Raw genomic sequence first — 26,527 nt, 5'->3', positions numbered from 1 at the left:
GAGGCTTACTTCAGGGAGGTATCGAGGCGCGTGGCGACTTCGGCCGGCACCCAGTGGCTCCAGATTTCGCGATGCTGGCGAAGGAACTGCGCACGCACCTCGCCGACCTCGCGATGATTCTGCGCCATGTCGGCGAGCAGCTCGTTGAACAGCGGCAAGGGGATCTCGACCTTGCGGAACAGCTCGACCAACGCCGGCGCCTTGTCATGGAAATCGCGGGAAACGCCAATGGTGATCTTCGCCGGCAACGAGCGGGAACCGATGGGGTCGGGGTTCTTCGGATCGGACAGGGTGGCCCAGGCCTTCTCGCTGAACGGCGGCTCTTCCAGTTGCACCAGCTTGAAACGGCCCATCAACGGAGTCGGCGACCAATAGTAGAAAAGCACCGGCTCACCGCGCCGGAAGGCCGCACTGATCGCCGCATCCAGCGCCGGGCCGGTGCCGGTGCGGAAGTTCGTGTAGCTGTCCTGCAACCTGTAGGCCTTGAGCTTCTGGCTGTTGACGATCTCGCAGGTCCAGCCGGTCGGGCAGTTGTAGAAACGCCCCTTGGCGGGCTCCTCGGGATCGCGGAACAGCGCCTTGTAGCGCGGCAGGTCGGCGACCGACCTCAACTCCGGCGCCTTCGCCTCGATGCCTCGTTGTGGGTCGCCCTTGACCAGGTACTCCGGCACCCACCAGCCCTCGGTGGCGCCCTTCACCGTCTCGCCGACGGAGAACACCTCGCCCGCCTCCTCCGCCGCGCGCCACACCGGGCTACGCCCGGCCCATTGCTCCCCGGTGACCTGGATATCGTTCTGGCGCAGGGCGTTTTCCATGGTCACGGTATTGCCCGGCAGCGCGTCGGTCTCGCAGCCGTAGCCTTTTTCCAGTACGTAGCGCAACAGGTCGGTGGTGAACATGCCGCTTTCCCAGTTCAGCCCGGCGAACACCACTTTGCCCGGGTACGGGCATTCCGCCGCGACGGCGGTCTGGCTGGCGAGGCTGGCGCCCAGGGCGAGGACGGCGAGGATCTGGCGAAGCGGGGGCATGCGGGTCTCCCGGTTGGAGTCGGACGGCATGCGGAACTATATAGGCATTAAAAATATTGGATTAATAACGTTTGGTTCTTTTGATAGACAAAAGCGCCTACCCTTTCGGTGTAGACGCTTTTTCCTGGCGGCGCCGGCAAATCACAGCGAATCGAGTTCCACCGCACAGACCCACGCCGGCTCGTGGGCCGTCAGGCGCCAATGCTGCAAGCCCTGCAGTCCCTCGGCGCACAGGCAGTCGTGGGCAGCCAGTTGCCCGCGAGGTTGCCCTTGCAAGGAAATCGCTACCCCGCCCTGCTGGGCGAACAGCAGCAGCGTGCTCGCCGTGCCGTGCCAGTCCAGCTCGCCCTCGACCCGCAGCCATTGCAGGCGCGCGCGATGGCGCCGGGGCGCATAGATCAGGTTGAAGTCGCGGATAGCTCCATCGAGCAGGGTGCAGTGCACCTCGCTGTCGCCGGAAAAGGCGAAGGCCTGCCGCGCGCGTAGCGGCGCGGATTCCGCGCTATCCACCCGCAGGCGCATGCCGCCGCCCTCCAGCACGCTGATGATCCGCTGGTAACCGGCGAAGCGGGAGAAGCCGCCGGACTCGCCGACATCGGCGATCGACAGGCGCCAGCCGAAGCCGTCCAGGCCGTCGCCGCCGTCGCGGGCGATCTCCTCGGTGGAGCCGGCGCCGTTCTTCCACGGCATTCTCGGGTAGTCGACGGCGCGCAGGATGCGGAATTCGCTCATGAGCTGAAGCGTCCTTCCAGACGGTGGCGGGAACCCGGGTGCAGCAGCCGCGCGGCGGTCACCGCGACACGCCCGGACCAGGTGCGGCGGCGGATCAGCAGGCACGGCTCGCCGCGTTCGATCTGCAACAGCTTGCACTCGGCCGGCTCGGCGAGGATCGCCTCGACCACATGCTCGCCCTCGGTGAGCGGCGCCACCTGGGTCAGGTAGGCATAGGGCGTTTGCCGGGTGAAATCCTGCTTGAGGTAGTCCGGCGCCACCGCGGCGTTCACGTAGCGGTCCTCGATCTGCACCGGGATATCGTTCTCGTAGTGCACGATCAGCGAGTGGAACACCCGCTGGCCTTCGCGCACGTCCAGTGCCAGGGCGCGCTCGGGGCCGGCGACCTCCTCGCCGAGGGTGATCACCTGGCAACGATGGCGATGCCCGCGGGCCGCGATCTCGTCGGCGATATTGTGCACCTCGAACAGTGCCGACTGGCCCTTGGGCTCGGCGACGAAGGTACCGACCCCCTGCATGCGCACCAGCAGGCCGTCGCTGGTCAGTTCGCGCAGGGCGCGATTGATGGTCATGCGACTGAAGCCGAGCTGGCTGACCAGTTCGCTCTCGGAGGGCACCCGGTGGTGCGGCGGCCAGGCGCCCGACTGGATCTGGCTGACGATCATCTGCTTGACCCGCGCGTAGAGCGGCGCCGGTACCTCGCCGAGTTGCGAGGCCAGCGGGGAACGATCGGAAGAAGAGGACGTCACGGAGAGACTCCTTGTCGAGGCGTCGATGAAGTGAGTTTACGCACCGCTTAATCGTCTGTATATGTATATACAAATAAAACAGACTGCGTGTGAGCTGATTATGTCCGCAATTTTCGCTGAACGTGCGTTGCTGCCGGAAGGCTGGGCGCGAAATGTCCGTTTCGAGATTTCCGCGGACGGAGTCCTCGCCGAGATTCGTCCCGACGCCAACGCCGACGGCGCCGAACGCCTCGGCGGCGCCGTGCTGCCGGGGATGCCCAACCTCCATTCGCACGCGTTCCAGCGCGCCATGGCCGGGCTCGCCGAAGTCGCCGGCAATCCCAACGACAGTTTCTGGACCTGGCGCGAGCTGATGTACCGGATGGTCGCTCGGCTGTCGCCGGAACAGATCGAGGTCATCGCCCGCCAGCTCTATATCGAGATGCTCAAGGCCGGCTACACGGCGGTGGCGGAATTCCACTACGTCCATCACGACCTCGACGGCCGCTCCTACGCCGACCCCGCCGAACTTTCCCTGCGCATCTCCCGCGCCGCCAGCGCCGCCGGCATCGGCCTGACCCTGCTTCCCGTGCTTTACAGCCACGCAGGCTTCGGCGGCCAGCCGGCCAGCGAGGGCCAGCGGCGCTTCATCAATGGCAGCGAGGCCTACCTGGAACTGCTCCAGCGCCTGCGCGCGCCGCTGGACGCGGCAGGCCACTCCCTGGGCCTGTGCTTCCACTCCCTGCGCGCGGTGACTCCGCAGCAGATCGCCACGGTCCTCGCCGCCGGCCACGGCGACCTGCCGGTCCACATCCATATCGCCGAACAGCAGAAGGAAGTCGACGACTGCCTGGCCTGGAGCGGACGCCGGCCGTTGCAATGGCTGTACGAGAACGTCGCGGTCGACCAGCGCTGGTGCCTGGTCCATGCGACCCACGCCGACCCCGCCGAGGTGGCGGCGATGGCGCGTAGCGGCGCGGTGGCCGGCCTGTGCCTGAGCACCGAGGCCAACCTCGGCGACGGCATCTTCCCGGCGACGGACTTCCTCGCCCAGGGCGGGCGCCTGGGCATCGGCTCGGACAGCCACGTCTCGCTCAGCGTGGTCGAGGAACTCCGCTGGCTGGAATACGGCCAGCGCCTGCGCGACCGGAAACGCAACCGGCTGTACCGCGACGACCAGCCGATGATCGGCCGCACGCTCTACGACGCTGCGCTGGCTGGCGGCGCCCAGGCCCTTGGGCAGCCGATCGGTAGCCTCGCCGTGGGCCGCCGCGCCGACCTGCTGGTGCTCGACGGCAACGACCCCTACCTGGCCAGCGCCGAGGGCGACGCCCTGCTCAACCGCTGGCTGTTCGCCGGCGGCGACCGCCAGGTGCGCGACGTGATGGTGGCCGGCAGATGGGTGGTGCGCGACGGCCGGCATGCCGGGGAAGAACGCAGCGCACGGGCATTCGTCCAGGTGCTGGGGGAACTGCTCGACTGACCCTGCACAGCGGCGGACAACCGCGTTGCGCTTATCCGCCCCACTCGTTCGAGCCGTCGGGCGCTAAAAGCCGATACTTCCCACGCCAGCCGCCAGGCGTGAACGGCGCTGGAAAGAAAAAACGCCCCGGCGGGGCGTTCCTTCACTGGCTCCGCTTCAACTGGCCGTCGGGTACCCGCCAGATCAGCTCGTCCACCGCATAACCGCGGCTGCGCGCTTCTTCCAGCAGACGTTCGCGGGTCTGCTGCGAAACCTGCGGGGTACGCGACAGCAGCCACAGGTATTCACGGTTCGGATTGCCCACCAGCGCGGTACGGTAGTCGTCGTCCACCGCTAGCACCCAATAGTCGCCGCGCGCCACGTTGGGGAAGAGATTGGCGAACCAGTTGTCGAAGCGCACCCACAACTTGTCGGTGCGACCCGGCTGCTGGGCGACCGCCCGCCCCTCCACCTGCTCCCAGTCGCCATCCAGGGTCAGGCAGCGATTGATCACCTGGATGCTCTGGTCTTCCTGCAAGCGGTAATGCGCCTCCGATTGCGCGCAGTTGCGCTGGAAGAACATCGGCAAGCGCGCCAGTTCGTACCAGGTGCCCTGGTAGCGCTGGAGGTCGACCTGCTCGGTGGCCGGCGGATTCTTCGGCGAGCCCGCGCAACCGACCAGCAACAAGCCCAGCCACAGGGTGCAGAGCACCCGGATCGGCAGACCGATCACTTGAGCCCCTGGCCGGAGAAGAGCAGCGCCTTGTCGGCCGCGTACTGCACGCTGATGAAAGCCTTCTCGTCGCCCCAGGTGCAGCTGGACATGCCCAGCGCGCCGGAGCACTCGGTGGGCTTGCCGAGGATCGCCTCGACCTCGGCCTTGCTCATGCCGGCCTTGAGCTTGGAATAGTTTTCCTGGTTGATCTTGCTGCAGGCAGCCAGGACGACGCAGAAAGCGACCACGGCCAGGGTACGGAACGACGCCATGAGGAACTCCTTGTTCGGGGGAAGCGCTGCCCTACAGCTTGGCATACGCGGGGGAAATCCGAAGCCTTGGAGTCAGAAACGCGAACCGGGTTCCCTGAGGAACGCCGTCTCCTCCTCGCTGGAAGGGCGGCCGAGAATGGCGTTGCGATGGGGGAAGCGGCCGAAACGGGCGACTACCGCATGATGCCGCTCGGCATAGTCGTAGAAGTCATCGAAGGGCTGGCGCGCACTGCCGCCGACCTGATCGCGCAGGTCGCGGAAGCAGGCTACCGCCCGCTCCTGGCTGGGCAGGTCCTCGGCGTGCTCCAGGACCAGGTAGGCGAACACCCGGCGCACCGGCGGCAACTGGCGGTCGAAGCCTTTCTCCAGGCCCTCGCGCACCACCCGTTGCGCCCGGGCGTCGCCGGCGTAGGCGCGCGGCGTGTCGCGGTAGATCATCCGCGGCAACTGGTCGAGCAACAGGATCAACGCCAGCCAGCCATCGGCCTCGGCCGTCCACTCCTGCAAGCCGCCGTCCAGCGCCTGGTTCACCAGGTCGCCGAAACGGCCGCCGGCATCGGCGTCCTGGCAGACGTTCTTGCCGAACCACAGGCCGTTGCGCTGGGCAACCACCTCGGCGGCATCGCTGGAGGTGCCGAACCACCAGTCGAGCAGGGTCTCCCAGGGCGCGCTCATCGGCCTACTCCGCGTGGTAGCCGGTGATGCGCTCGACTTCCTGCTTCGAGCCGAGGAACACCGCGACACGCTGGTGCAGGTTCTCCGGCTTGATGTCGAGGATGCGCTGGGTGCCGTTGGTGGCGGCGCCGCCGGCCTGCTCGATGATGAACGACATCGGGTTGGCTTCGTACATCAGGCGCAGCTTGCCGGGCTTCTCCGGCTCGCGGGCGTCGCGCGGGTACATGAAGACGCCCCCACGGGTCAGGATGCGGTGGACGTCGGCGACCATCGAAGCGATCCAGCGCATGTTGTAGTTCTTGCCCAGCGGGCCTTCCTTGCCGGCCAGCAGTTCTTCCACGTAGCGTTTCACCGGCGCTTCCCAGTGGCGCTGGTTGGACATGTTGATAGCGAACTCGGCGGTGCTTTCCGGCACGCTGATGTTGTCGTGGGTGAGGACGAAGCTGCCCAGCTCGCGATCCAGGGTGAAGCCCTTGACGCCGTTGCCGAGGGTCAGCATCAGCATGGTCTGCGGGCCGTAGATGGCGTAGCCGGCGGCGACCTGGGTGGTGCCCGGCTGGAGGAAGGCCTCCTCGCGCAGGGTATCGTTCTGGTTCAGGTACTCGCTGGGGCAGCGCAGCACCGAGAAGATGGTGCCGACCGAGACGTTGACGTCGATGTTGCTGGAGCCGTCCAGCGGGTCGAAGACCAGCAGGTAGGCGCCTTTCGGGTAGCGCCCCGGAATCTGGTAGGGGTGGTCCATCTCCTCGGAGGCCATGCCGGCCAGGTTGCCGGCCCATTCGTTGGCTTCCAGCAGGATCTCGTTGGACATCACGTCCAGCTTCTTCTGCACCTCGCCCTGCACGTTCTCGGTGCCCATGCTGCCGAGTACGCCGCCCAGCGCGCCCTTGGACACCGCATGGCTGATTTCCTTGCAGGCACGCGCCACGACCTCGATGAGGAAGCGCAGGTCGGCCGGGGTGTTGTGGCTGCGGGTCTGCTCGATCAGATAGCGGCTCAGGGTAACGCGGGACATGGATGGCTCCGGAGAGAGGAAAAAACCCGCGCAGTTTAACGCGGAATTGGCGGTCACGCTTGACTCCGCGCAACCGCCGGTTGGAGATCGGCGGCGGTGGCGCGGTTCATTTCCGCGGCGCGCAGCCGATCGACGGTCGTCAGCCGCGTCCCATCTCGCCGTTCAGGCTGGCCTGGACGATTTCCACCCAGTAGCCGTCGGGATCGCTGATGAAGGCCACGTTCTTCATGCCTCGGTCCAGCGGCTTGACGAAGTTCACGCCGAGCGTCTCGAAACGCTCGCAGGCCGCCACCAGGTCGGGCACCGAGAAGCAGATGTGGCCGAACCCGCGCGGGTCCTGGTTGCCGTTGTGGTACTGGCTGTCGTCGCTCTCGCTGCCCCAGTTGTGGGTCAGTTCGAGGACCGACTGGCGTCCGAAGGTGTAGCGCTGGCGTTCGTCGAGCGCGTCGGGCACCTCTTCGCCACGGGTCATGGCGAGGAAATACAGGGAGAAGCGGCCTTCCTCGAAATCCAGGCGACGCAGCAGGCGCATGCCGAGCACCCGCGAGTAGAAGTCGAGCGAGCGCTTCGGATCCTTGACCCGCAACATGGTGTGGTTGAACACGTATTCCTGGGTGATGGCGTCCGGCTCCATGCAGATGCCGGGCTGTACTTCGGTGTTGAAACTCATCGGGCGATTCCCTCGAACGAAACGGATCGGCAGTGTATGGCGGTCGACCGGGCAGCGAGTAACAGCGGGGTACTACTCTCTTGATGCCGGCGCGCGCCGATCGTTCCGTCGACGGGAAACGCGACCGGCGCCGCCCGGGCGCCGGCCACCGCTTCAGAAGTCCAGGCTCAGCGCCAGGCCGACGCTCTGCTGGGTATCGTCCTCGCCCTTGCGCCAGTTGTAGCCGCCGCGCAGCGACAGCTCCGGCGCCAGCTTCTGGCTGAAGCCGAGGGAGACGCGGTTGAGGTGGTCCTGCGGGGTGTAGCCTTCGAGGGTGAAGCGATTGCCCGGCAGGCTGTTGAGGGACATGGTCAGGTCCTGGGTGTCGTCCTCGTACTCGCGTTCGTGGGCGTACTCGGCGAACAGCTGGGTATCGCTGCCGAACGCGTACTTGCCTTGCAGGCCGGCGCCCAGGCGCTTCGAGCTGCGCTTCTGGTCGTCGTAGTCGAGCGCGGTGGCGCTGGCGCCCTTCTCGGAATAGCCGTCGACCTCGACCCGCGCGTAGTCGGCGCTGACGAACGGCGACAGGTGCCAGGGACTGTCGGCCTGCTGGGCGATGTCATAGCCCAGGCGCGCGCTGAACGCCCACAGGTGGCCGTTGGTGTCGCCTTTCTCGCTGCGCTCGCCGCCGCCCAGGGCGAACTTGCGCTTCAGGTCGTCGTAGTCGAGGTAGCCGCCGGTCAGCGCCGCGTCAGCCCACCAGCGGTTTTCCTGGTATTGCACGAAGGCGCTGGCCATGTAGCTGTTCATCCGGTAGTCGGAATCCTTGGCGCCGGCTTCCAGCTTCTGCCGGTAGAAGCCGGCGGCGACCCCGGCGCGCCAGGCCTCGTCGATGCGGTAGCTGCCACCAAGGGTCAGGTTGTAGCCATTGCCGTCGCCGCTGGCGGCGCTGTCCTGGGAGTCGAAGTCCAGGCGCTGGCCACCGCCGCCGACGAAGCCGCGCCACTGGCCGACGTTCTGCCAGTTCTCCCAGTCCGCCTGCCACTGGCTGCGCAGTTCGTCCTGGTAGGCACGCAGGGTGCCGTGGGCCATTTCCGGCAGCAGGGTCAACTCCCAGGGCGCCGACAGCAGCGAATAGGTGTAGTCGGCGATCAGGCGCTGGCCGGTGATGGTCGGGTGCACGCTGTCGTTGAACAGCAGTTTGCTCGGGTCGGGCGTGCTGCCGTTGATCCCGTAGGTCGGGTTCATGGTGCAGCCGTTGCCGCTGAAACAGGTGCCGATCAGGTTCTGGTCGGCGGCCAGGCCGAAGGAAGCCGGGTTGGCCATGCCTTCCTTGAGCAGCAGCGGGATGTTCAACGGAATGACGTTGGCGCCGGCCTGGCTCAACTGGGCGGTCAGCTCGGCGTTGAACGTGCCGCTGAGTTGGCTGGCGAAAGGCTGCAAGGGACCACCGAAGGTAGCCGGGGTCAGGCCCAGGTCGGGCAACAGCCAGACCACGATGTAGCGCGCGCCGGCCTGCTGCAGGGCCTGCACGCTATCCACCAGGCGACCGGCGGCCTGTTGGGCCTGGACGTCGTTGAGGATGCGCCCCTGGAGGAAGTCGTTGCCGCCGCCGGTGATGTAGTACAACGCGTTCGGATCGGCACCCAGGCCCTGGCGGGCACGGTCCACCAGGTAGCCATCGCGGCTGCGCAGGAGGGTATTGTCGCGCTCGATCAGCGAGCCGTTGGCCGCGGTGATCGAGTCGTAGATCTGATCGGTCCGGTAGCCGCCCACCGCCCAGTTGTTGCCGTCGGCGATGCCCTGCTGGGCGTTGACCGGCGAGGTCGAGGCAGCCAGGTCACCCGGGGCGATGCCGAGCTGATTGCCGAGCAGCATGGGCGCGGTCGGTCCGAAGATCTCGCCGCTGCCGTTCTGGTAGGTCGGGCCGACCCGGTTGGTGAAACGCGAGGTGCTTCCGGCGGGGCCGGCAGGATCGGGGAACTGCCCGGCATCGCTGAGGCTGTCGCCGAACACCACCAGCGTCGAATAGGGCGAAGGAGCAGCCTGCGGGGCGGTGGACAGCGAAGCCAGCAGGCAGGCCGCTACCAGTGGCTTGAGCGCCATTCTGATCATTCTCTTACTCCGTGATTTGTTTTTATTGTCGGGCCGCCGCGTCGTCGGCATGCGCCCCGGGGCCCGTCGTAAAGCCTCCTCAGCCGAACAGCATAGCGCGGAACCGGCTCATGGCTTGTTCGGCGAGGAACGCAGCAGGCTCATTGCCATTATTACCAGCAGAGCGACCCCCAGCAGAAGTACCGCCCACAGGCCGATCTTCTTCCAGTCGCTACCCGGTGCCGGCGCCGCGGCCGCCATGGCCACCTCCAGCGGTTCGCCCAGGCTGGCGCTACCCAGGGTGGCGCGCTTGCTCTCGGTATAGCCGGGAATCAGTACGCCGAGCGGCAGCGCCGCCGACTGCGCGCCGGGCTTGCCGAACGCCAGCCGGTACGGCGGGCTGCCGCGCACCAGGAACACCAGTTCGCTGGCCGGCAGGCCGACACTCAGGGACGGGACCTCCGGGCCCAGGCCAGTACCTCGTTGGTCCACCTGCAGACGCAGCTCGCGCACCGCCCAGCCCGGCAGTTCCAGCTCGTTCTGCTGTACGTTGCGGCCGTCGATCGGCAGCCGGTAGAGGACCCCGCGTGCCAGGCTGCTCCAGGCGGCCTCCCGGCGCGGCGAAGCGTTCTCCGTACGATCACGGCCGGACAGTTCCACCGGGACGATGGTGTGGGTCAGCGCCTGCTCCAGGGACACCCGCACCCGCTGCAACGGCAACGCCAGCGGCAACTGCCAGCGGTACTCGCCGTCCCCTGCCTGGCGCCCGGCCAGCGGCTCGGACCAGATCATCGGCGCCGGCTCGGTGCTCCGCGTGCTGCCTTGCAGGCGGGCGCCATGGAGGTCTGCCGCGGTTGCCCCGGCCGGCCAGGCCAGACGCAGGTAGCGGGCCTGGCGGCCGGGAAGCTTGACCTCGCTGACGTCGATGCGTTCGCCGTTGAAGGTCAAGCGGGCGATCTGTCCGTCACCCCAGGCCTGCCAATGCTCGAGGTCGTCGCTGGCTTCCACGGAGAAGCGCTGGAAGCCCTCCTCCGGGCTGCTCCAGTCCAGCCGCAGGCGCTCCAGGGGGAACGTCACCGCGCTCGCGTCGATCAGCCAGCCGCGCAGGGTCTCGGCAGCCGGCCCGGCGTTGCCCGGCAGCACCTCGACTATGGTGCCGCTGGTGTTGCGCTGCACCCGCAGGTTCGGCTGCGTCGCGTCGGCGGCGGACGTGCCTCGCAACGGGAACAGCCGCACCTCGGCCTCATGCGACGTGCTGGCCTGGCGCTCGCTGCCGGCCATCAGGGCGTAGGGCAAGGCCTCGCCCTCGGCATCGAAGACCCGCAGGTCGCGCAGGTCGGCATGGGCAGCCGACAACTGCACGCTCATCGGGATGCTCAGGCGATACCAGGGACCTTCGCCCTGCAGCGACAGCGCCACCTGGCGGCTGAAACCTTCGGCAGACTCCTTCGCCGACAGCGGCAGGGACAGGCAGGCGCCCAGCAGGAGCAGGCCGGCGGTTCTGAACGAAAAGGAGCGCGTCATGGCTGCTCGGCCTCCGATGCGACCTCGGCACGACGCGGAGGCAAGGGTGAGAAGTAGCCGACGACCAGCAACAGGACGCCGACCCCGATGAAGGAGATGATTCGCTCCAGGCTGCCGCTGTTGCCCAGCTCGACGAAGAACAGCTTGACCACCACGACGCCGACCAGCGCCGCGCCGACCATCCACAGGTCGCGCCGGCCGAGACGGGTACCGGCGATGGTCAGGCCCAGCGCGCAGAGCGTCCAGACCAGCGACAGCCCCGCCTGCACCAGCATCGACGCGGCCAGCGCCTCGGCCTGGAACGGCACGCCGGCCAGGTGGTGCGCGGCGCGGCACACCGCCAGGGTCAGCAGGGCGAACAGCGAGGCGCCGGCCAACGCCTGGCGCCCCAGGCGCGCGCTGGCATTGCCATCGACGAGCGAGGCCAGGCTGGCGTCGCTCCAGCGGTAGAGGGCGAACAGCACGATCAGCAGCCCCAGTTCCAGCGGGTTGGCCAGCGGCAGGTAAGGCAGCGGCTCGGCGGCGCCGTCGCTGAGCAGGTTGGCGCTCCAGAACCAGCCGAGCAGCAACAGCGCCACCGGCGCAGCGGCGAGCAGCCGATACTCCCGCGGGAAGTCGCGCAGCGGCCAGGGCAGGCTCCGCCCGCCAGCCACCAGCAGCAGATAGGCGCTCGGGACCAGCGCCCAGCCCAGCCAACGCCAGGCGTTGTACTGTTCGGCGAGCAGGGCGAACAGGTAGCGCAGCTCCAGCGCCAGCACCCCTAGCAACAGCCAGCAACCGAGCACATGGGCGACGCTCAGGGCCTTCGCCGGCAGCAACGGGGCAAGGCGTCGCAGCGACAGCAGGTGCGTGGCGAACAGCAGCGGCCAGGCCAGCCAGCCGAATTCGCCGAACGGCTGGTAATCGAAACGCCAGGCACTGGCCAGGGCCAACAGCGCCACCGGGACCAGCGCCAGGCACAGCAGGGCCAGTTCGCGCCAGCGCTCGCGCAGCGCCAGCAGCATCCACGACGCCACTGTCGCCGCGGCCACCAGCAGCAACGCATGCTCGCGCAGGCCATAAGGCACGAAGCGGACGGTTTCGCACAGCGCGGTCAGCGCCCACCAGCCGGCTCCCCAGAGCAGCAGCAGGTGCGACAGCTCGGCCAGGCCGAGGGTACCGATACCCAGCGCCCGCTCGCGCTCGCCGGCGCGGCGCAGCCGCCAGGCGCCGACCAGCGCCGCCAGGGCCAGCACTGCCGGCGTCCAGAACCCGGAATGGGCCAGGGGCCGCAGGCCTTCGCCGCTCAGCGAGCCGAACAGCGACGGCCCGGCGAGGAGGAACGCCAGGCCGCCCACTACCTGCAAGGCGAGGCCGAAGTAGAAGCTCAGGCGCTGGCGCAGCACCAGGCTCAGCCAGATGATCAGCAGCCCGCTACCGGCCCATACCGCGCTGGCGCTGCGCCAAGGCAGGACGAACAGCACTGCCAGGTTGACGAACGCCAGACCGGCCAGCAGCACCAGGCTCAAGCCCATGAGCAGCCGACTGTCGTCCTTCACCAGCGGGTCGCGCGCCGCCAGCAGCATGCCGCCGATCAGCGCCAGGCCAATCAGCGAGGCGGTCATCAAGCCACGCCAGCCCGAGTCGAATACCCCACCCTGGCCATCGCCGCCCTGCAAATGCAGGAGGAACAGCGCACCGCCCAGCAGTTGCACGGCGAAGGCGCAGAACAGGAAGGTACGCGAGCCCAGGCGCAAGCCGGCGAACAAGCTCGCCAGGCCGGCCACGGCCCAGGCGATGGCGGTGCCGTCGACGGCCAGGCAGAGCGGTGCGACCAGGTAGAGGAAGGCCAGGCCGGCGGCCGCCAGCAACGGCCGGCAGGCCGGCTCCCAGTCGGCCAGCGCTTTCGCCGGCGCGCGACGCAGCTGCCAGAAGCTGAACAGCGCCGCCGCACCGAGCATCAGCGCGCCCAGCGGCGAACCCTCCAGCAACGTCGTCTCACCCGGCCGCACGCCATTCAGGTAGGCCAACGCCGCACCGCCCTGCAACAGCAGGGCGAAGAGCCGCGCCAGGCGGCGTTGCTGGTGCAGGCCGAGCCAGTAGATGCCGGCGCCCTCGACGGCCCAGGCGGCCGAGGTCCAGCGCGCGTCCAGGCCGAGCGGAATGGCCAGGGTGCCGAAGACCACCCCCAGCGCCAGGCAGATTTCCACCAGCAGGCTGGTGCGTCCGGCCGAAGCATGGCCGCGCAGCACCCGCGCCAGAACCATGTAGAAGAGCCCCAGGGCCAGGGCGCTGAAGGCCATGCCGAAGTCGATGTGGCCGATCACCGCGCATTGCAGGCCGAACCCCACCAGTGGCGGGCCGAACAGCACGGTGGCGTCGATGTAGTCGGCCTGTCGCGCCGACCAACGCAGCAGTTCGCCGCGCTCGGCAGGCGCCTGCGCGGCCTCCAGCAGCTTGCGGCGGGCGAAGAGCAGGCCGATCCCGACGTACATCAGGAAGAACAGGGCCAGGAACGGCTCGGTGCTGGCGAACAGCTCCGGTGTATAGGAGCGCAGTCCCCAGGCGAAACCGATGCCGAAGGTGCCGACGAAGCCGACCAGGTTGAGCGGCCGCCAGGCGCGGAACCAGGCGATGGCGAAGATGCCGGCGTTGAGCAGGGCGAAGTAGCTGAACAGCGCTACATGGTTGCCGCTGCCGGTGGAGGTCAGGATCGGCGCGGCGAAGCCGCCAAGCGCCGCCACCACCGCCAGGCCCATGGCGTTCTGCAGCACGGCGAGGATCGCCGAGCAGATCGTCACCACCACCAGCAGGGTCAGCGCCGCGCCGGGAGAGATCAGCGGATGCAGGCGCATGGCGGCGAAGATGGTCAGGTACAGCACCGCGATACCGGTGCCTTGCAGGATCAGGCCATAGGCTGCGCGCCGCTCGCGCAGCCACCAGCCGACGCCGAGCAGCGCCATCGCTGCCAGCGCCACCCCGGCGTAGCGGTACTCCACCGGCACCGCCACCCGTTCCGAGGCATAGCGCAGGAGGAAGGCCAGGCCGATGAACAGCAGCACCACGCCGATGCGCAATACCGTGTTGCCGCCGAACAGCCAGCCCTTGGCCGCGGCGAAGCCACGCTCGACCAGCGAGGGTTCGCGTGGAGGCGCTGGAGGGGCGGCACGGCGCGGCGCTGGCTGGGCGTCAGGCTGGAACGCCGGCTGACGCTCGATGGGCTGGACGGGCTCGGGGGGACGAGGCGGAGGCGGCGCAGCCTCGACGGGCGGCAGCTCGATGTCCCAGTCCAGCGACGGGGCAACCTCGGCGGGAGGAGCGGGAGGCGTGTCTGCGAGCGGCTGGTCGATGCCGGCGGCCGGCTCGGGAACGCTTTCGGGAAGGTCCTGCGCCTGGCGTTCCACGCGCAGCAGGCGCTGGTGGATGACCTCGGTGCCGCGCTCGAAGCGTTCGGCGAATTCGCTCATCTGCTTGCGCAGGCGCTCGTTCTGTTGCGCCAGGTTCTGCAGCGAGACGGCCTGTCCCAGGGCCAGGCCGGAGAGGCCGCCGAGGAGTGCGCCGACCAGCGATTCCCCGGCGAAGCCGCCGAGGATCAGGCCCACCAGCATGAAAATCCATTGCATGCGTCGAATCCTTGATCAAGAGGTACCACGATCCACTGATACCTGCCCTGGCCATCCTGCCAGAGCGGAACCCGCGCCGGGAGTATACAGCCCGCATTCCCGAGATTCGACGCATTCCGACGCCCGCCCCGTGGCGAGCTACCTCTTCCTGGCGATGAACTGGACCACACAGGCCGCGCCGGTGTGGAAACGGCCCTCGACCACCTCGCGCTCGATTTCCCGCGCCAGCAGCACCTCGCACTCCGGCAGCTCCGCCTCCAGCGCCGCGCGGCTCACCAGCATGTCGACGTCCGCCGGGCCGCCGGTGCCGCGGCCGAGCTGTTCCGGCCGATAGGCCTCCAGCAGGAAGAGACCGCCCGGTCGCAGCGAACGCTCCAGCAGGCGGTTGAGTCTGCCGCGCACGCGACTGGGCAGGTGCGCGAAGATCGACACCACCGCGCCGAACGCCGCTGCCGGCGGTTCGTAGTCCGCCAGGTCGACCACCAGGGTGTCGATCGACACGCCTTTCGCCTCGGCCAGCCGGCGCGCCTTGGCCAGGCCGACGGCGGAGCCGTCCACGCCAAGCACCTCCAGCCCCAGCGAAGCGAGGAACACCGCGTTGCGCCCCTCGCCCTCGGCGACGCTCAGCACCGGCCCGGCCAGCCGCTGCGCATGCTCCTTCAGGAAAGCGTTGGGTTCGGTTCCGTAGACATACTCTTCGGCGGCATAGCGTTCGTCCCACATGAGGTTCACCTCGTCTGTATTTCGTCACGGCCCAGGTGCCGAAACGCTAGTCTTCCACTTCAAGTCGACTTGAGGTCAAGGGCATGCGGCAACTGGACATAGGCGAGGTCGCGCGACGATCCGGGGTACCGGCCTCGACCCTGCGCTACTACGAGGAAAAGGGACTGATTGCCTCCAGCGGCCGGCACGGCCTGCGCCGGCTGTTCGATGCAGGCGTGCTGGAGCGGCTGGCGCTGATCGGGCTGGGCCGCGCCGCCGGGTTGTCGCTGGACGAGATTGCCGGCATGGGCGCAGCCGACGGCGCGCTGCGGATCGACCGCGCGGCGCTGGCGGCCAAGGCCGACGAACTGGACCGGACGATCCGCCGCCTCGCCGCCATGCGCGACGGCCTGCGGCATGCCGCGGCCTGTCCGGCGCGCGAGCACATGGACTGCCCGACGTTCCGCCGCTTGCTGCGGGCCGCTGCCGCGGGGGCCATCAAGCCCCGCCGGAAAGCGCCCGGCGCATAGCAAAACGGCCGGCAGGCCGGGCACCCCTGCCCTGCCTGCCGGCCGCGAGGCACGCCGTTGCGGCGCGCCGGTACGGCAACGGTTTAGACCTTGCTGCGCTCGTAGCGCTTGCGGTCGTTCTCGTTGAGCATCTTCTTGCGCAGGCGGATCGACTTCGGCGTCACTTCCACCAGCTCGTCGTCGGCGATGAACTCCAGCGCCTGCTCGAGGGTGAAGCGGATCGGCGGAACCAGGGCGATGACTTCGTCCTTGCCGGAAGCGCGCATGTTGTCGAGCTTCTTGCCCTTGGTCGGGTTGATCACCAGGTCGTTGTCACGGCTGTTGATGCCGGCCAACTGGCCTTCGTAGATTTCGTCGCCCGGGCCGAGGAACAGCTTGCCGCGGCTCTGCAGGGTCTCCAGCGAGTAGGTCAGCGCGGTGCCGGTGGCCATGGAGACCAGTACGCCGTTCTGGCGGTTGCTGACTTCGCCGGCCTTGATCGGACCGTAGTGGCTGAAGGTCGAGGTCAGGATGCCGGTGCCCGAGGTCAGGGTCAGGAAGTTGTTGCGGAAGCCGATCAGGCCGCGCGCCGGAATGGTGTACTCCAGGCGCACGCGGCCCTTGCCGTCGGGAATCATGTTGCTCAGGTCGCCCTTGCGCAGGCCCATCTGCTCCATCACCGAGCCCTGGTGCTGCTCCTCGATGTCGATGGTGACGTTCTCGTAGGGCTCCTGCTTCTCGCCGTCCTTCTCGATGATCACCACTTCCGGGCGGCCCACGGCCAGCTCGAAGCCTTCGCGGCGCATGGTCTCGATCAGTACCGACAGGTGCAGTTCGCCACGGCCGGAAACCTTGAACTTCTCCGGGCTGTCGCCCGGCTCGACGCGCAGCGCCACGTTATGCAGCAGTTCCTTCTCCAGGCGCTCCTTGATGTTGCGGCTGGTGACGAACTTGCCTTCGCGGCCGGCGAACGGCGAATCGTTGACCTGGAAGGTCATGCTCACGGTCGGCTGGTCGACGGTCAGCGGCGGCAGCGCCTCGACGTTCTGCGGGTCGCACAGGGTATCGGAGATGAACAGCTCCTCCATGCCGCTGACGCAGACGATGTCGCCGGCTTCCGCCTCGGCCACCTCGACGCGCTGCAGGCCGTGGTGGCCCATGATCTTCAGGATGCGGCCGTTGCGCTTGCTGCCGTCGTCGCTGATGGCCACCACCGGGGTGTTGGACTTGACCTTGCCGCGGGTGATGCGGCCGATACCGATCACGCCGAGGAAGCTGTTGTAGTCCAGCTGCGAGATCTGCATCTGGAACGGACCCTCGGTGTCCACCACCGGGGCCGGGACGTGGTCGATGATCGCCTGGAACAGCGCGTCCATGTTGTCGTCCATCTTCTCGTGGTCGAGGCCGGCGATGCCGTTCAGGGCGCTGGCGTAGACGATCGGGAAGTCGAGTTGCTCGTCGGTGGCGCCGAGGTTGTCGAACAGGTCGAAGATCTGGTCGATGACCCAGTCCGGACGCGCGCCCGGGCGGTCGATCTTGTTCACCACCACGATCGGACGCAGGCCGGCCTTGAAGGCCTTCTGGGTCACGAAGCGGGTCTGCGGCATGGGGCCGTCCTGGGCGTCGACCACCAGCAGCACGGAGTCGACCATCGACATCACGCGCTCCACCTCGCCGCCGAAGTCGGCGTGACCGGGGGTGTCGACGATGTTGATGTTGTAGCCGTTCCACTTGATCGCGGTGTTCTTCGCCAGGATGGTGATGCCACGCTCTTTTTCCTGGTCGTTGGAGTCCATCACCCGCTCGCTTTCCGCTTCTTTGCGGTCGAGGGTGCCGGACAGCTTCAGCAGCTTGTCCACCAGGGTGGTCTTGCCATGGTCGACGTGGGCGATGATGGCGATGTTGCGCAGATTTTCGATCACAAGTCTTGTCTCGTTTAACGCCCGAAGCGCGGCTTCGCGGCGGTGGTGGGGTCGGACAGGGCGGCGCCCGACACGACAGGCTTCTTCAATTAAGGGGCGGGCAGCAGGCGGACGCTGCCCCGGTCCGGCCGGCACGCCGAAGGGCGGGCATCGGCCTAGGCGGCGGACGTGTCGGGAGGACGGTGGCGGATGCTGCCGCCGAACAAGCCCGGCTGCTTAAGCCGGACGATAAACACGCACATTGGTGTGCCCCTCGTTGAGCAGATGATGGGCATGCAGGCGGCTCATCACCCCTTTGTCGCAATACAGGAGGTACTGGCGGTTGGCGTCCAGTTCCTTGAAGCGGCTGTTGATCGCGTAGAACGGCAGCGCCTGGACTTCGACGCCTTCCAGGGCCAGGGGTTCGTCTTCCTGGGCATCAGGATGGCGGATATCGATGACAATCTGACCGGGCAGCACCTCGCCGACCTCTTCCACCTGCAGGTCCTGGCCGAGTTCGTCGATCACCCGGTCGACGGTGCGCTGGGTGGCGCGCTCCAGGGCGCGCTCGAGCACCGCCATGTCGAATTTCGACTCTTCGTGCTCGACGCGGTAGGGCTTGGCCTGGGTGGTCGGGTTCACCGAGATCACCCCGCAGTATTCCGGCATGTGCCGGGCGAACTCGGCGGTGCCGATCTGCCGGGCGGTGTCGATGATGTCCTGCTTGTGGCTGACGATCAGCGGGCGCAGCACCAGGGTGTCGGTAACCCGGTCGATCACCGAGAGGTTCGGCAGGGTCTGGCTGGACACCTGGGAGATCGCCTCGCCGGTCACCAGCGCGTCCAGCTCCAGGCGCTCGGCCACGCGGCTGGCGGCGCGCAGCATCATGCGCTTGAGGGTCACGCCCATATAGCTGTCGTCGACCTTGGTAAGGATCTCGCCGACCACTTCCTCGAACGGCACGCTGACGAACAGCACGCGCTGCGAGCGGCCGTACTTCTCCCACAGGTAGTGGGCGACTTCCATCACCCCCAATTCGTGGGCGCGCCCGCCGAGGTTGAAGAACACGAAGTGGCTGATCATCCCGCGACGCATCATCTGGTAGGCCGCCACGGTCGAGTCGAAGCCGCCGGACATCAGCACCAGCACCTGCTCCAGCGCGCCCAGCGGATAGCCGCCCAGGCCCGGATGCTGGCGATGGATGACGAACAGGCGGTCGAGGCGGATTTCCATCCGCACCTCGACTTCCGGCTGCTTCAGGTCGATCCCGGCAGCCCCGCATTCGCGGCGCAGGCCGCTGCCGACGTAACGCTCCACCTCCATCGAGGTGAACGCGTGCTTGCCGGCGCGCTTGCAGCGCACGGCGAAGGTCTTGCCGGCCAACTGGTCGCCGAAATGCGCCTTGCACTTGGCGAGGATGTCGTCGAAATCGCCCAGCGGATACTCGTGGACCTCGAGGAAATGACCGATGCCCGGGGTGCAGGTCAGGCGCTCGATCATCTCGCGCCTGGCCTTGGCGTCGACCACGGCGGTCTCTACCTCAAGGTTGTCCCACTCGCCCTCGACCTTCAGCTCCGGGTCCAGGTCGCGCAGCACCGCGCGGATGTTCTTCGCCAACTGCCGGATGAAGCGCTTGCGCACCGGCCGGCTCTTGATGGTGATTTCCTGGAAGGTCTTGACGATGAGTTTCATGCGAGGGACGCGAACGCGCGGGGCGACGGAAAAAAAGGGGCGGAATTATATCTGAAATTGCTCACGTATTGAGCAGAAATATGCACAGTTATTTTTGCTGCACCAAAATGGAATGATGCACCAACATGGAGCACCATAACGGTGCACCCGAAGGCCGCCCAGCTACCCTGAAGAAGACCTGGCCCCGCCAAACATGGGGCCCTGCCCGATTCCGGGCACTGGCACGCAACTTGCTCACTTGTGAGGCAGGTTGCCCTGGCGGAGTATTCCGGCCGGCATCACCCGATACTGGGGCACAGAAAAAGCTCCCAGCTCTAATCCCTCCTGGAGGACAGCATGTCGTACAAGTCGCACCAACTGATCAAAGACCATGACGTGAAGTGGGTAGACCTGCGCTTCACCGATACCAAGGGCAAGCAGCAACACGTCACCATGCCGGCTCGCGACGCGCTGGACGATGAGTTCTTCGAAGCCGGCAAGATGTTCGACGGCTCCTCCATCGCCGGCTGGAAAGGCATCGAAGCCTCCGACATGATCCTGATGCCGGACGACAGCACCGCCGTCCTCGATCCGTTCACCGAAGAGCCGACCCTGATCCTGGTCTGCGACATCATCGAGCCGAGCACCATGCAAGGCTACGAGCGCGACCCGCGCAACATAGCCAAGCGCGCCGAGGAGTACCTGAAGTCCACCGGCATCGGCGACACCGTGTTCGTCGGCCCGGAGCCGGAGTTCTTCATCTTCGACGAAGTGAAGTTCAAGTCCGACATCTCCGGCTCGATGTTCAAGATCTTCTCCGAGCAGGCTTCCTGGAACACCGACGCCGACATCGAGTCCGGCAACAAGGGCCATCGCCCGGGCGTGAAGGGCGGCTACTTCCCGGTACCGCCGGTCGACCACGACCATGAAATCCGCACCGCCATGTGCAACGCCCTGGAAGAAATGGGCCTGGTGGTCGAAGTCCACCACCACGAAGTGGCAACCGCCGGCCAGAACGAGATCGGCGTGAAGTTCAACACCCTGGTCGCCAAGGCCGACGAAGTGCAGACCCTGAAGTACTGCGTGCACAACGTCGCCGACGCCTACGGCAAGACCGTGACCTTCATGCCGAAGCCGCTGTACGGCGACAACGGCTCGGGCATGCACGTGCACATGTCGATCTCCAAGGACGGCAAGAACACCTTCGCCGGCGAAGGCTATGCCGGCCTGTCCGAGACCGCCCTGTACTTCATCGGCGGCATCATCAAGCACGGCAAGGCCCTGAACGGCTTCACCAACCCCTCGACCAACTCCTACAAGCGCCTGGTCCCGGGCTTCGAAGCTCCGGTGATGCTGGCCTACTCGGCGCGCAACCGTTCCGCCTCGATCCGTATCCCCTACGTATCCAGCCCGAAGGCCCGCCGTATCGAAGCGCGCTTCCCGGACCCGGCAGCCAACCCCTACCTGGCCTTCGCCGCGCTGCTGATGGCCGGCCTGGACGGCATCCAGAACAAGATCCACCCCGGCGATGCCGCCGACAAGAACCTGTACGACCTGCCGCCGGAAGAGGCGAAGGAAATCCCGCAGGTTTGCGGCAGCCTGAAAGAGGCGCTGGAAGAGCTCGACAAGGGCCGCGCGTTCCTGACCAAGGGCGGCGTGTTCACCGACGAGTTCATCGATGCCTACATCGAGCTGAAGAGCGAAGAAGAGATCAAGGTGCGCACCTTCGTGCACCCGCTGGAATACGACCTGTACTACAGCGTCTGATCCACCCTTTCCTATAACAACGAGTCACCCTCTTGAGGCCTCCTTCGGGAGGCCTTTTTTATGGGCCGGCCCATGGAGAAACGCAAAGTTCGCCGCGCCGTTCGGTTAGACTTGCCGCGCTCCCCGCCCCAAGGATAAGGACCGTCCATGCGTCACTCTCTCTGGCTCCTGCTTGCCGCCATCCTCAGCCTGCCCGCCCAGGCCGCCACCGAATGCCGCGATATCCACGACCGCGACCTGCGGCGCATGTGCAACGCACTGGAACGCGGCGACAGCGGGGATTGCGGCGACATCGACAGCCGCGACCTGCGGCGTTACTGCGGCGCGCTGCTGGCGCCGGGACAGCGCTACGACTGCGACGACATCCGCGACGGCGACACGCGCCGCCAGTGCCGCGCCATCGTCCGCGGCGACCGCAAGCGCTGCGACGACATCGACAGCCGCGACATGCGCCGCCAGTGCCGGGCCGTGGTATCGCGTGCGCCGTGGCAGTGCGACGGCATCGACGACCGCGACATGCGCCGCATCTGCCGGGTCATCCTGTCGCGCTAGATGCCGCCGTCCGCCGGCGTGCCCTGCTCGTCCGGTTCCGCGGATTTCGCCTTGGGCGCCCGGCTCAACTGTACGTTGAGACGCGGCATGGACAGTTCGAGGCCGGCCTGGTCGAGGCGCCGACGCAGGCGCAGGTTGAACGCCCGCTGGACCTCCCACTGCTTGATCGGCGCGGTCTTGAAGCGGAAGCGCAGGATCGCCTGGCCGTTGTCGAAACTCTCCACGCCCTGCAATTCCATCGGCGACCACAGGTTGCGGTAGACCGCCGGGTCGCTGCGCAGCTCCATCGCGACCTCGCGCACCAGCGCCACCGCGTCGTCGATCGGCATGCTCGCCGGCACCGGCCAGCGGAACATCGCGTAGCCGAACTGGCGCGAGTAGTTCTTGATGCTCTTGATCTCGCTGAACGGGATGGTATGCACCACGCCGTCCAGGTCGCGCAGGCGCACGGTACGGATAGTCAGGCCCTCGACCGTGCCAAGGTGGCCGCCGACGTCGACGTAGTCGTCGATCGACAGCGAGTCCTCGATGATGATGAACAGGCCGGTGATCAGGTCCGCCACCAGCGACTGCGCACCGAAGCCGATGGCCAGGCCGATCACGCCGGCACCGGCCAGCAGCGGGGTGACGTTCATGCCCATGTTGGCCAGGGCGACGATCAGGGCGATCACCGCGATGGTGGCGAACAGCACGTTGCGGATCAGCGGCAGCATGGTCAGCGCGCGGGTGTTCGGCCGGCTCTTGCCGCCCAGGCCGAGGCTGTGCTGGATCGCGGTATCGGTGAGGATCCAGATCAGCCAGGCGACCAGCAGGGTGGTGCCGAAGCTGACCACCTTCATGCTGATCTGCTCGCCCTCGCCTTCCGCATAGCGAATCAGCGACATGCCCCAGACGCGCAAGGCGACCTCGATGAAGAACAGCACCACGAAGATGTGCAGCAGGGTGTAGCCGAAGCTTTGCAACTGCTCGATGTACGGTGCGCTGCGGCGCGGGCCGGCGCCGACCCGACTGGAACGGCGGCGGATCAGCCCGATCACGGTCATCGCCACCACCGCCAGCACCGCGCAGACCAGCGCCCGGCGCAACGCCGAACTGCTGTCGCCGGCGGAAACGAAGGTGGCGAACAGGGAAATCCCCACCAGCACCAGCACCGGCACGAACCACAGCGAGCCGACCAATTGCACCAGGTCGTGCAGGCTACGGCGCTTGAGGCGGCGCTCCAGCGGCTGGTTGCGGATCAGGTGGGCGATCGGCCGGCGGAAACGCATCACGAACAGCGCGGTGAACAGCGCGGCGCTGGCGTTGGCCAGGGTACTCAGGCAGATCGAGGTGTGCTCGCCGAGGCCGGCGATCAGCCGCGGATCGTGGGCGACCTCGCCCAGCGCGGCGAGGCTGCCGATCAGCCACAACGGGCGGAACGCCTGGCGCCGCAGGATATCCAGGGCGCGCTGGCGGTGCGGGCCGCTGAGCAGCGAGAGGGAAATCACGCACAGCGCGGAGAACAGCGTGCCGCAGACCAGCACATAGGCCATGACCATCGCCAGGGTCTTGCTCAGGGAGTCCGGCAGCACCACCGACAGGTACAGGGTGATGAGGAAGGCCACCAGCCAGGGGCCCAGCTTGCGCAGGGAGAACAGCAGCAGGTCGCGGGTCTTCGGATGCTGCGGCAACTCCGCCGACAGGCCGAAGCGCTCGCGCATGCGCCGGCTGAGCCAGAGCAGCGCGCTGGCCAGGCAGGCCCAGAGGAGGATCACCACCGAAAAATCGAAGACCATCGCCGGCAGGTCGCGCCAGCTGGGAAAGCGCTCCTCGAGTTCGGCACGCGCCAGCTGGAACTGGTTGCCCCATAACGCGACCGGGCTGTTCGCGCCCTGGAACTGCTTTTCCAGGCTGGTCAGGGTATCGCCGATCAGCCCCAGCACCCCACCCTCGCTTTCCTTGCCTTTCTTGGTCACGTCGCGCAGCTGTTTCAGCTTTTTCAGCAGGTCGGCGCGCTGCCTGTCGTTCTCCAGGGTCTGGATGACCTGGTTCAGCGATTGTTCCAACTGCGCATCGCTGACCTTCTCGCCACCGGAGGAACTCCCCGCCAACGGGTTCGGCAGCGCCGCGGCGCCCGGCGGCGAGTAGAACAGGGCGGCGCAGAGGCACAGCAGCAGGGCCGCCAGGACGCGGGAGCGAAGGGTGAAGCGGGCGATGATCGGCACGAGAAAGGCAGTCCCCAAGGTGAGAAACCGAAACAGCCGCATCATACAAGCCGGACACCCGCCGTTTCGAACGGGGCCGCCGGCCGGCGGCGCAAGCACAGACACTCTGGCGCAACGAGGGTTCGCCCCGCCAGTGCCGGCTGAGACGAACGCAGCCGCGCGGCGGGGCACAGCGACCGCCAACGTGCCCCAGCGCACACCTTCGAATACCCGCATGCCGCACAATGCACGGCTTGCCAGCGCGCCGATGCGGTGCAACGCTTGGCAGGTTCACCCGGAGACCGTCCATGCGCCTGATCACCAGCTGCCTGCTCCTGGCCGCCGCCCTGCCGGCCATGGCGCAGATCTACCAATACACCGACGCCAACGGCAACAAGGTATTCACCAACCAGCCGCCAGACGGGGTGCAGGCGCAGACCGTCGAACTGCAGCCGACCAATACCGTAGGAATCGACACGCCGGAAAAGTCCTCCGCGGGCAATGCCCCGGCCGCCGATAGCGAGGCCGCCGCCTACGAGATCCTTGCCCTCAGCGACCTCCCCACGGAAGAGGCGCTGCGCGCCAACAACGGCACCTTCAACGTCAGCGTCAGCATCCGCCCGGCCCTGCACAGCGGCCACCAGTTGCAACTGGTGCTGGACGGCAAACCCTACGGCACGCCCAGCGGCGGCACCCGCTTCACCCTGCACGAGATCGACCGCGGCGACCACAGCCTCGCGGTACAGGTACTCAACGGCGAACGGGTGCTGCAATCCAGCCCGCCGGTGACCTTCACCGTGCAGCGCGTGCACCTCGGGAAGAAGCGATGATCCCGCGCGTTCTCGGCGCCTTCCTGCTGTGCCTGGCCTGCGCCGCGCAAGCGGGGGTCTACACCTACATCGACGCCGAGGGCAACCGCGTCTACACCGACCAGCCGCCCAGCGGGCTCAAGGCCCAACGCGTCGAACTGGCGCCGGGCAACAGCGTGGCGCCGCCGGGCATACGCTATCGTCCGCCCGCCGCGCCGCTGGAGGTGAAGCCGCCGGCCTACCAGCTACTGCGCATCCTCTTCCCCGAACCGGACGCAACCCTGCGCGCCAACAGCGGCGACGTCATCGTCACCGTCACCAGCGAGCCGGCGCTGCTGCCCGGCCATCGCTATCGTCTGCTGCTCGACGGCAAGCCTGCCGGAGCGCCGGGACGCAGCCCGGTGTTCCCGTTGAAGAACCTCGATCGCGGCACCCACCAGGTCGCAGTGGAAATCATCGATGGCGACGGCATGACCGTCGAAAGCACCCCGAGCCAGCCCTTCCACCTGCATCGAGTGAGCATCGCCGGGCAACCCCTGCCGGAGGTCGATACGCCGCTGGTCAGCGCGGTACAGCCGAGCGAGCGCTAGCCGAACTTCCCCTGCCCACTCCGCCGTGGGCGGGATTTTCCGGTTTTTTTCCCGACTCTCCTGGCGAAAACGCCGCCGGCCACGTCAACGCACCAGATTGGTGCGATTACCCGCACCACTTTCTATACTGTCCCCATTTCGGGTCACCGCTCGTCGCCGAAAACCTTCCCGGCGCACCTCTAGCCAGCGCCTCGGCAGAAAAAACGCGCCTTTTCGGCGCCTGGTTTGCTTTTTGCATTTTCCTGCCCAACCTTGGAACAGCTGCCCGCCATGCCGACCGATACCCTGCACCGACTGTTGCTCGACAACCTGACCACCGCGGTGATCCTGCTCAACGGCGAACTGCGCCTGGAGTACATGAACCCGGCAGCGGAGATGCTCCTGGCCGTGAGCGGCCAGCGCAGCCACGGGCAATTCATCAGCGAGCTGTTCACCGAATCGCCGGAAGCCTTGAACTCGCTGCGCCAGGCGGTGGAACAGGCGCATCCGTTCACCAAGCGCGAAGCGACCCTGACCTCTATCACCGGCGTCAGCATCACGGTCGACTATGCAGTGACGCCCATCCTCAATCGCAACGAGACGCTGCTGCTGCTCGAGGTCCATCCGCGCGACCGGCTGATGCGGATCACCCGCGAAGAAGCGCAGTTGTCCAAGCAGGAGACCACCAAGCTGCTGGTGCGCGGGCTCGCCCACGAGATCAAGAACCCGCTCGGCGGCATCCGCGGAGCGGCGCAACTGCTGTCTCGCGAGTTGCCGGAAGAGTCGCTGAAGGACTACACCAACGTCATCATCGAAGAAGCCGACCGGTTGCGAAACCTGGTGGACCGCATGCTCGGCTCGAACAAACTGCCGAACCTGGCGCCGACCAACATCCATGAAGTGCTGGAGCGGGTCAGCAGCCTGGTGGAAGCGGAGAGCCAGGGCAGCATCACCCTGGTCCGCGACTACGACCCGAGCATCCCCGACCTGCTGCTCGACCGCGAGCAAATGATCCAGGCCGTGCTCAACATGGTACGCAACGCCATGCAGGCGATCGCCGGGCAGAACGACCTGCGCCTCGGTCGCATCACCCTGCGCAGCCGTACCCTGCGCCAGTTCACCATCGGCCACACGCGTCACCGCCTGGTGTGCAAGGTGGAGATCATCGACAACGGCCCGGGCATTCCGGCCGAGCTCCAGGAAACCATCTTCTACCCCATGGTCAGCGGCCGTCCGGACGGTACCGGACTCGGCCTGGCCATCGCCCAGAACATCATCAGCCAGCACCAGGGGCTGATTGAATGCGAGAGCCACCCCGGCCATACCGTGTTCAGTCTGTTCCTGCCCCTGGAACAAGGAGTGCATTGA

22 protein-coding genes are annotated in these 26,527 nt (G+C 67.1%); 7 read left to right on the top strand and 15 right to left on the bottom strand.

Going from position 1 to position 26,527, the window contains the following annotated elements; translation table 11 throughout:
* Window positions 1–5: 5 nt before the first annotated feature.
* From HMPREF2924_RS00870 to hutC, 3 genes are all read right to left on the bottom strand, one after another.
* Entirely contained in the window at window positions 6–1,028 is a 1,023-nt protein-coding gene (locus tag HMPREF2924_RS00870; protein WP_003095966.1) for an ABC transporter substrate-binding protein, read from the bottom strand.
* A 141-nt stretch (window positions 1,029–1,169) separates the two neighbouring features.
* Window positions 1,170–1,760, bottom strand: coding sequence for a HutD/Ves family protein (locus HMPREF2924_RS00865; RefSeq protein ID WP_003135865.1), 591 nt, complete (start codon window positions 1,758–1,760; stop codon window positions 1,170–1,172).
* Window positions 1,757–2,509 carry a histidine utilization repressor gene (gene hutC, locus HMPREF2924_RS00860; protein WP_003095970.1) on the bottom strand — a complete coding sequence of 251 codons (753 nt, stop codon included), beginning with the start codon at window positions 2,507–2,509 and terminating at the stop codon, window positions 1,757–1,759. Before hutC ends, HMPREF2924_RS00865 begins: the two co-directional genes overlap by 4 nt.
* A gap of 100 nt (window positions 2,510–2,609) precedes the next feature.
* Here hutC and HMPREF2924_RS00855 point away from each other — a divergent pair, with 100 nt between their 5' ends.
* On the top strand, window positions 2,610–3,971 hold the full coding sequence (locus HMPREF2924_RS00855) for a formimidoylglutamate deiminase (protein WP_023094932.1): 1,362 nt from the start codon (window positions 2,610–2,612) through the stop codon (window positions 3,969–3,971).
* A 142-nt stretch (window positions 3,972–4,113) separates the two neighbouring features.
* On the opposite strand, the gene HMPREF2924_RS00850 is transcribed toward HMPREF2924_RS00855, so the two are convergent.
* The 9 genes from HMPREF2924_RS00850 to HMPREF2924_RS00810 form a co-directional block, all read right to left on the bottom strand.
* The gene (locus HMPREF2924_RS00850) at window positions 4,114–4,683 is read right to left on the bottom strand and encodes a lipocalin family protein (RefSeq protein WP_003095980.1); all 570 of its coding nucleotides are present in this window, start codon (window positions 4,681–4,683) and stop codon (window positions 4,114–4,116) included.
* Window positions 4,680–4,937 carry an outer membrane protein assembly factor BamE domain-containing protein gene (bamE, locus tag HMPREF2924_RS00845; protein ID WP_003095983.1) on the bottom strand — a complete coding sequence of 86 codons (258 nt, stop codon included), beginning with the start codon at window positions 4,935–4,937 and terminating at the stop codon, window positions 4,680–4,682. Before bamE ends, HMPREF2924_RS00850 begins: the two co-directional genes overlap by 4 nt.
* A gap of 72 nt (window positions 4,938–5,009) precedes the next feature.
* The gene (locus HMPREF2924_RS00840) at window positions 5,010–5,612 is read right to left on the bottom strand and encodes a DUF924 family protein (protein WP_003095987.1); all 603 of its coding nucleotides are present in this window, start codon (window positions 5,610–5,612) and stop codon (window positions 5,010–5,012) included.
* A gap of 4 nt (window positions 5,613–5,616) precedes the next feature.
* Complete coding sequence (locus HMPREF2924_RS00835; protein WP_003110175.1) at window positions 5,617–6,627, bottom strand: class 1 fructose-bisphosphatase; 1,011 nt, start codon at window positions 6,625–6,627, stop codon at window positions 5,617–5,619.
* Between the two features lie 139 nt (window positions 6,628–6,766).
* Window positions 6,767–7,297 carry a lactoylglutathione lyase gene (gene gloA / locus HMPREF2924_RS00830; protein ID WP_003141835.1) on the bottom strand — a complete coding sequence of 177 codons (531 nt, stop codon included), beginning with the start codon at window positions 7,295–7,297 and terminating at the stop codon, window positions 6,767–6,769.
* A 153-nt stretch (window positions 7,298–7,450) separates the two neighbouring features.
* On the bottom strand, window positions 7,451–9,391 hold the full coding sequence (gene estA / locus HMPREF2924_RS00825; protein WP_004364536.1) for an esterase EstA: 1,941 nt from the start codon (window positions 9,389–9,391) through the stop codon (window positions 7,451–7,453).
* 108 nt (window positions 9,392–9,499) lie between these two features.
* Complete coding sequence (locus HMPREF2924_RS00820; protein ID WP_023094933.1) at window positions 9,500–10,894, bottom strand: DUF3999 domain-containing protein; 1,395 nt, start codon at window positions 10,892–10,894, stop codon at window positions 9,500–9,502.
* Window positions 10,891–14,496 (bottom strand): DUF2339 domain-containing protein, encoded by a 3,606-nt coding sequence (locus HMPREF2924_RS00815; protein WP_003135877.1) that lies wholly within the window; start codon window positions 14,494–14,496, stop codon window positions 10,891–10,893. Before HMPREF2924_RS00815 ends, HMPREF2924_RS00820 begins: the two co-directional genes overlap by 4 nt.
* 138 nt (window positions 14,497–14,634) lie before the next feature.
* Window positions 14,635–15,219: an SAM-dependent methyltransferase gene (locus HMPREF2924_RS00810; protein ID WP_003110179.1), complete on the bottom strand. Its 585-nt coding sequence runs from the start codon at window positions 15,217–15,219 to the stop codon at window positions 14,635–14,637.
* A gap of 83 nt (window positions 15,220–15,302) precedes the next feature.
* Here HMPREF2924_RS00810 and HMPREF2924_RS00805 point away from each other — a divergent pair, with 83 nt between their 5' ends.
* On the top strand, window positions 15,303–15,728 hold the full coding sequence (locus tag HMPREF2924_RS00805) for a helix-turn-helix domain-containing protein (RefSeq protein ID WP_003114472.1): 426 nt from the start codon (window positions 15,303–15,305) through the stop codon (window positions 15,726–15,728).
* Between the two features lie 83 nt (window positions 15,729–15,811).
* Here HMPREF2924_RS00805 and typA read toward each other — a convergent pair whose 3' ends face one another.
* Both typA and thiI read right to left on the bottom strand, forming a co-directional pair.
* Window positions 15,812–17,629, bottom strand: a complete 1,818-nt coding sequence (gene typA, locus HMPREF2924_RS00800) for a translational GTPase TypA (RefSeq protein ID WP_003096009.1) — start codon at window positions 17,627–17,629, stop codon at window positions 15,812–15,814.
* A gap of 216 nt (window positions 17,630–17,845) precedes the next feature.
* Window positions 17,846–19,300 carry a tRNA uracil 4-sulfurtransferase ThiI gene (thiI, locus tag HMPREF2924_RS00795; RefSeq protein WP_003096011.1) on the bottom strand — a complete coding sequence of 485 codons (1,455 nt, stop codon included), beginning with the start codon at window positions 19,298–19,300 and terminating at the stop codon, window positions 17,846–17,848.
* 336 nt (window positions 19,301–19,636) lie between these two features.
* Between thiI and glnA the strand changes: the two genes are divergently transcribed.
* Window positions 19,637–21,046: a glutamate--ammonia ligase gene (gene glnA / locus HMPREF2924_RS00790; protein ID WP_003096016.1), complete on the top strand. Its 1,410-nt coding sequence runs from the start codon at window positions 19,637–19,639 to the stop codon at window positions 21,044–21,046.
* Between the two features lie 147 nt (window positions 21,047–21,193).
* Window positions 21,194–21,598 carry a hypothetical protein gene (locus HMPREF2924_RS00785; RefSeq protein WP_003096019.1) on the top strand — a complete coding sequence of 135 codons (405 nt, stop codon included), beginning with the start codon at window positions 21,194–21,196 and terminating at the stop codon, window positions 21,596–21,598.
* Here the strand turns inward: HMPREF2924_RS00785 and HMPREF2924_RS00780 are convergent.
* A complete protein-coding gene (locus tag HMPREF2924_RS00780) occupies window positions 21,595–23,802 on the bottom strand; it encodes a mechanosensitive ion channel family protein (RefSeq protein WP_003111156.1) in 2,208 nt (735 codons plus the stop codon). The genes HMPREF2924_RS00785 and HMPREF2924_RS00780 overlap by 4 nt on opposite strands.
* A 287-nt stretch (window positions 23,803–24,089) precedes the next feature.
* Here HMPREF2924_RS00780 and HMPREF2924_RS00775 point away from each other — a divergent pair, with 287 nt between their 5' ends.
* The 3 genes from HMPREF2924_RS00775 (at window position 24,090) to ntrB (ending at window position 26,527) form a co-directional block, all read left to right on the top strand.
* Window positions 24,090–24,611: a DUF4124 domain-containing protein gene (locus HMPREF2924_RS00775; RefSeq protein ID WP_003096024.1), complete on the top strand. Its 522-nt coding sequence runs from the start codon at window positions 24,090–24,092 to the stop codon at window positions 24,609–24,611.
* Entirely contained in the window at window positions 24,608–25,180 is a 573-nt protein-coding gene (locus HMPREF2924_RS00770) for a DUF4124 domain-containing protein (protein WP_003135881.1), read from the top strand. Before HMPREF2924_RS00775 ends, HMPREF2924_RS00770 begins: the two co-directional genes overlap by 4 nt.
* A 270-nt stretch (window positions 25,181–25,450) precedes the next feature.
* Window positions 25,451–26,527 (top strand): two-component system sensor histidine kinase NtrB, encoded by a 1,077-nt coding sequence (ntrB, locus tag HMPREF2924_RS00765; protein WP_003096033.1) that lies wholly within the window; start codon window positions 25,451–25,453, stop codon window positions 26,525–26,527.

This window comes from Pseudomonas sp. HMSC063H08 (assembly GCF_001813645.1).
Lineage (GTDB): Bacteria > Pseudomonadota > Gammaproteobacteria > Pseudomonadales > Pseudomonadaceae > Pseudomonas > Pseudomonas aeruginosa.
Note: the sequence above shows the minus strand (reverse complement) of the source record. Positions and strands in the feature narration are given on the sequence as shown.